The following is a 5018-nucleotide window of genomic DNA, read 5'->3' as shown; positions in this document are numbered from 1 at the left end:
CGAGCCCGACACCCACCGCGAGTGGCACGCCGCCGTCGACAGCGACCACCGACACTTCAGCGACATGGTCGGCCACGCAGCGAAGTGGTCGCGCACCTTCGGCAAGAAGACCCTCCTCGGCGGCCTTGCCAACGCCGACCCGAACTTCTTGTCGATGCTCCACGACTACGGGTCGCTCGAACACTTCGACGCCGTCGGCGTGCACGGCTTCCCATTCAGCTTCGAGTTCTACTGGGAAGGCTGGCCGATTCGCGTCCAACGGCTCCGCGAACGCCTCGACTGGTGCGGCCGCCCGGACGTCAACATCTGGATCACCGAGTGCGGCTACAGCACGTGGCGACACGACGAGCTGGCCCAAGCTCGCACGTTCGTCGACGCCCTCGGCGCGCCGGCGGACCGCGTCTACTGGTACGCCCTCGACGATCTCGATCCAAAGCTTTCGACGATCGATGGTTTTCACTCGGATGAGCGGGAATATCACTTTGGACTCCGCACCGCCGATGGACGCAATAAGCTTTTATTACGATTAATGGAATCGCATGAGCTGTCTTCTATTCCGAACACTACGGATTGCCTGTATACTCATTCAAAGTTCGAATCGAACTTCACACTAATTACTGGTGCCTTTGCAGATCGGGCAGCATCTCGTGTGCGTGATAGCAATGGACGGAACCTCCTGTTCGACAATCTCTCTTCTAATGCGTCGCTTGCTCGGGCCCTGGCAAACCGCGATCCGCTCCGCGTGGCCGATGTGATGGATGAGCATGCGCTTCGTGACGCGGCGGCGGGTGCGTCGAAGATCATGCACGCTGCCCTCGTCGCCGACACCGATCGGCCGGAGTGGAGCTACCGGGTCAACACGATCGGCACGCTCAACGTGCTCGCCGCGGCGACGGAAGCCGGGATCGCCGAGGTCGAGCTGCTGCCGCCGGAGTCAAACCACCCGATCATCGCCGCCAGCCTCGCCGCGGCGGCAGAACTGGTCGCGGCATATCGCATGAAGCTGCAAAAGTCGAAGTGAGCGAGACGGCTCCTCAGTGTTCGTACAGACTTGAGCGCTAGCGGGTCGCCGGACGGAAAGAACGAGGTTGGCGGCGGTCGTCGCGGCGTACGGGCCGATACCCAATTAGGGACTTGTTCGTTCGGTCGATGTACGTTATCGTGATCCCACCGGCGCGGTTGCCGGGCCGACGATCATGCTCACCGTTGCAAAACTTTGTCGTCTCTGGCAGACCGGCCGTCATCGCGAGCTCGTCCGCGAGCTCGTCGCCGGACGAGCGGAAGGCCGTCTCGCCCTCGACCAGCGACTCCCCGGACGAGTGACCGCCGCCGCCTTCGGCCTGATCCGCCTGAGAGAGCTGGGGCAGCCCGACACGCCCTTCGCACGCGAACTGAGCGAGACGCTCACCTGGGCCCAGGCGCGCGACGGCAGCTTTGCCGAGCCGGGTGACGACGCCGCTGCCGTGGCCGCCAAGACCGCTTTGGCCATACGGGCTTTGGCCGATCGCTCACCCGAGGCATCGGCTCGGGCGCTGCGTTGGCTTGCCGATCACCAGTCGCCGACGGGGTGGGCGGACGGCTCGATCACAACGGCCTTCGTGCTCCTCCAGACGGCCAAGCTGCGGCAGTCGATGCTCGACCTCGATGCAGCGTTCGCCACGGAGCGGCTCGACGGACCCGTCGAGCCCGATGCCGCGACCCGCTGGGCGTGGAAGCACGCCAGGCTTCGTGCCCATCGCCCAGCACCGAGACCCGAGCCGCAGCCGGCGGCCTTGCTCTTTGACAATTAAGCACTTAGGCGACGCTGCACCTCGCGGATCGCGTCCCGCCAGAGCGGCGCGGCCGAGGTCGTTGCCGCCCGCCAGCGCTTGTCGAGCGTGGAAAAGTGGTCCAGCGGCCAGGTCGTCAGTAACTCGCCCCAGATGGCCGACGTGGCGGAGACGAGCCCGTCGTTGGGCCCTTCCTCGCGGGTCAGCACGCCCCCGCCCGGCCGGAGGAACGGCTTCATCTTCGCCACCGGCGTGCGTGTGTTGATGCTGAAGTAGCGGACGCCCGGGCAGTCGGGCGTCTCCCGGTTGAACGCCTGGGCCTTGGCACGTGTGAGATCGACGGCCCCTTCGACGTTGAGGCCGGTTTTGTTCAAAATTCCGTAGAAACCGACGCGTTGTTCGAGGTGCCGCTCGCAAAAGTCCGCGACGGCCGATCCTTGGTGCGGGGTGGCGACGGTGAGGAGCGCGTCGACGTACCGGTCGCCGCCAAGGTGCGTCAGCAGATGCCGGCAGTCGAGCCCGCCCATGCTGTGCCCGACGAGGAGGACGCGTTCGTCAGAATGCAGCTCTTTCCCCAGGAAATCGCGGATTTGTGTCGCCCGGCGGACGATGCTGGCCGACGGATGCGTCTGTGGCGTCAGCACGCGATGGCCGTCGGCCTCGAGGATCTCTTTGATGCCGCCGAAGTAGCGGATCGACGGCACCCGCACCGGCCCGATGCCGTCCGCCGCCAGCTCGAAGAACCGGCCGAAGAAGCCCTGGCACAGCACGACGGTCGCCACGTCCAAACCTACGCCCGGTCAGGCCGGCCAAGGCCGATCGTCGGTTGGATGCGACGCGGTAGCGCTCCGGGTTGACGTCGGCCGCTGCTCCGCGATGGTGGTCCGCCTTGAGCGTTGCGTCCGACCTTCACGTCCCCGCCCGCATGCCGCCGCTGGCGTTGGCATGGGTCGCCTTGGTCCTCGCCGCCCTGGTTGTGCTCGCGTTTCTCAGCGATGGCGTGATCGAAGACGACGACGTCACGCACTACCTCATGGCTCGGTGGTCGTGGACGTACCCGATGTACCTCGCCGACGACTGGGGCCGGCCGGGGTTCACGGTGCCCTATGCCCTGGTCGCCTGGCTCGGCACGCCAGCGCAGGGCCTCTTCGCGTGTCGCCTGCTGACCATCGTCATCGTCGCGGCCTCGACATGGCTCACGTGGAAAACAGCGACGATTGTCCTTGAAAATCGCTACTCCTGGCTCGCTCCGGTCGCGCTCCTTGCGATGCCGCTCTACCTCCGGCTCGGCTACACGACACTCACCGAGACCACCGCCGGCCTCTACACGATCGCGGGGACTTGGCTCCTCGCGAGCGATCGCCCGCGACGGGCAGCGCTCGTGCTCTCGCTCGTTCCGCTCACGCGGCACGAGGGCATTCTGCTCCTCCCGGCCGCAGCGATCCTGCTGGCGTGGCGTGGCTCGTGGTCGTCACTGCCGTTGCTGCTTTTCGGGGAAATTGCCTGGAATCTGGCAAAGCCCGCGCTCGGCTACCCGCTGTCGGAGCTGCCGATCCTGCGGTTCGCCGGACGCGGCGATCCTGGTCACCTCGGCTACGGCGGGCCGCTGCACTACCTCGGCGCGGGCGCCCAGGCCTTCGGCATCGTGCCGCTCATGCTCGGCGTCGTCGGGGCGATCGCGCTGCTTCGCCGATGGTGGCGTGACGACCGCTTCCGGTACCGCCCGGCCTTGGCCGGCCTGCTCCTGTGCGCGGGCGGGCTGCTGTCGCTGATCGCGATCCAGACCGTGCTGTTCATGATCAACACACACGAGAGCGGCGGCTACGCGCGGTTCCTGCTCCCGGCCGCACCCTGGGCCGCCGTTTGCGTCGCGGCCGCGATCTCCACCTTCGCCGATGCCGACCACGCGACGCGTCGCCAGCTTGCTCTGGTCGCGATGGTCGTCGCTGGAGGTGCCTCGCTGGGCATCTGGTTCGACGGCTGGTCGCCCTGGCCGTTCGCCATGTCTGGCCTCATCGTCGCCGCGTTGATCATGGTCCGCCCGTCGTGGACGCCCCGCCTCGCCGCCGCCTTAGCCGGCCTTGCCGCCGTGCAGATGGCGATCGCCTTTCGACCGCACCGCCTGCTGGACCACCAGCGCACCGTCGTCGACGTGGTCGAGACCCTTCGCCGCGAGCACCCCGACGCCCACGTCGTCGGCGACAACCCCTGGACCGACTTCGCCGCCGACGTCGCGCGTCACCCCTACTTCTGGGCCCCCAACGACTGGCGTCGCCCACCGAGCCTGCCCCTGATCTACGTCTGGGACGCCGACCACTCGATGGTCAACCTGCCGCTCGACGACCTGACGGCCCTGCCGCATCGGGAGCTGGCGACCGATGACGCCTACGTCCGCGTCTTCGATCGCCACTGATTCGCCCGCTCGCCGATGGCCGCTTTGCTTGCCGTCTCGGCCACACGCTTGGCGCGCGTTTCGGCCTTCTTCGCTTGGAGGATCCACTCCAGGATCCCGCGCTTGACCGATCTCGGGAAGTCGTCCCACTCGCGACGGGCACCGTCGTGATCATCGAGCGCGGCGGCGAGGTCGCCAGGAACGTCCAGCCGCTCGACCGCGTCGAGCTTGGTCCAGCTTCCGTCGGCCTTGGCAGCGTCGATGACGGCCCGCCCGGCAGGCGTCATCAGCTCGGCAGCCTCGAGCTTCGCCACGCGATCCTTGTTCGGCTTCGACCAGCCGCTGCCGGGTTTACGCGGCGTGACGAGCAGCCTGCTCCGCGTCTCGTCCAGCTTCCGCGGCAGGGAGTCGACCCAGCCAAAACAGATGGCCTCCTCGCATGCCTCGTCGTACGTGATGTTCGTCGGCCCTGCCGACTGCTTCAGCCGGATCAGCCAAACACCCGCCGACTTGGCGTGATGCCGCTGAAGCCAGCGACGCCATGAGGCCCGGTCTTTGGGCTCAAAATCCTCGTACCGCTCGGCAGCGCGTGCCATGCCCTCAGCTCGGCATCGGAAACCGGCCCGCGAATACTGAGACTTCGGACCGGAGGCTCGCGAGCGTTGCGTCGTCGCCGACGGCGGCGAAGGCGCGGTCGATGAAGTTGGCGACGTGGTGGATGTCGTCTTCGACAAGGCCGCGCGTCGTCAAAGCGGCGGTGCCGAGGCGGACGCCGCTGGTGAGGCGTGGCGGGCGCGAGTCGTTGGGCACACCGTTCATGTTGGCGATGATGCCGGCCGCTTCCAGCGCGTCGGCGG

The 5018-nt window shown here is 67.2% G+C and carries 6 protein-coding genes; 3 read left to right on the top strand and 3 right to left on the bottom strand.

The annotated features are described in order from the left end of the window. Positions 1–1021 (top strand): hypothetical protein (locus AAGI46_15795; protein ID MEM1013670.1); only part of this gene is annotated, 1021 nt, incomplete at its 5' end. A gap of 175 nt (positions 1022–1196) precedes the next feature. Further along, on the top strand, positions 1197–1790 hold the full coding sequence (locus AAGI46_15790; protein MEM1013669.1) for a hypothetical protein: 594 nt from the start codon (positions 1197–1199) through the stop codon (positions 1788–1790). Here AAGI46_15790 and AAGI46_15785 read toward each other — a convergent pair. After that, the gene (locus AAGI46_15785) at positions 1787–2551 is read right to left on the bottom strand and encodes a hypothetical protein (GenBank protein MEM1013668.1); all 765 of its coding nucleotides are present in this window, start codon (positions 2549–2551) and stop codon (positions 1787–1789) included. The genes AAGI46_15790 and AAGI46_15785 overlap by 4 nt on opposite strands. 107 nt (positions 2552–2658) lie before the next feature. Here AAGI46_15785 and AAGI46_15780 point away from each other — a divergent pair, with 107 nt between their 5' ends. Next, complete coding sequence (locus AAGI46_15780) at positions 2659–4182, top strand: hypothetical protein (GenBank protein MEM1013667.1); 1524 nt, start codon at positions 2659–2661, stop codon at positions 4180–4182. On the opposite strand, the gene AAGI46_15775 is transcribed toward AAGI46_15780, so the two are convergent. Both AAGI46_15775 and AAGI46_15770 read right to left on the bottom strand, forming a co-directional pair. After that, positions 4155–4757, bottom strand: a complete 603-nt coding sequence (locus tag AAGI46_15775) for a YdeI/OmpD-associated family protein (GenBank protein MEM1013666.1) — start codon at positions 4755–4757, stop codon at positions 4155–4157. The genes AAGI46_15780 and AAGI46_15775 overlap by 28 nt on opposite strands. 4 nt (positions 4758–4761) lie before the next feature. Continuing rightward, the coding region (locus tag AAGI46_15770) for a serine hydroxymethyltransferase (GenBank protein ID MEM1013665.1) at positions 4762–5018 on the bottom strand (257 nt) is incomplete at its 5' end.

This window comes from Planctomycetota bacterium (genome assembly GCA_038746835.1).
Classification (GTDB): Bacteria; Planctomycetota; Phycisphaerae; order Tepidisphaerales; family Tepidisphaeraceae; genus JBCDKH01.
The sequence above is the reverse complement of the archived record's forward strand: the minus strand, read 5'-3'. Positions and strand labels throughout refer to the sequence as shown.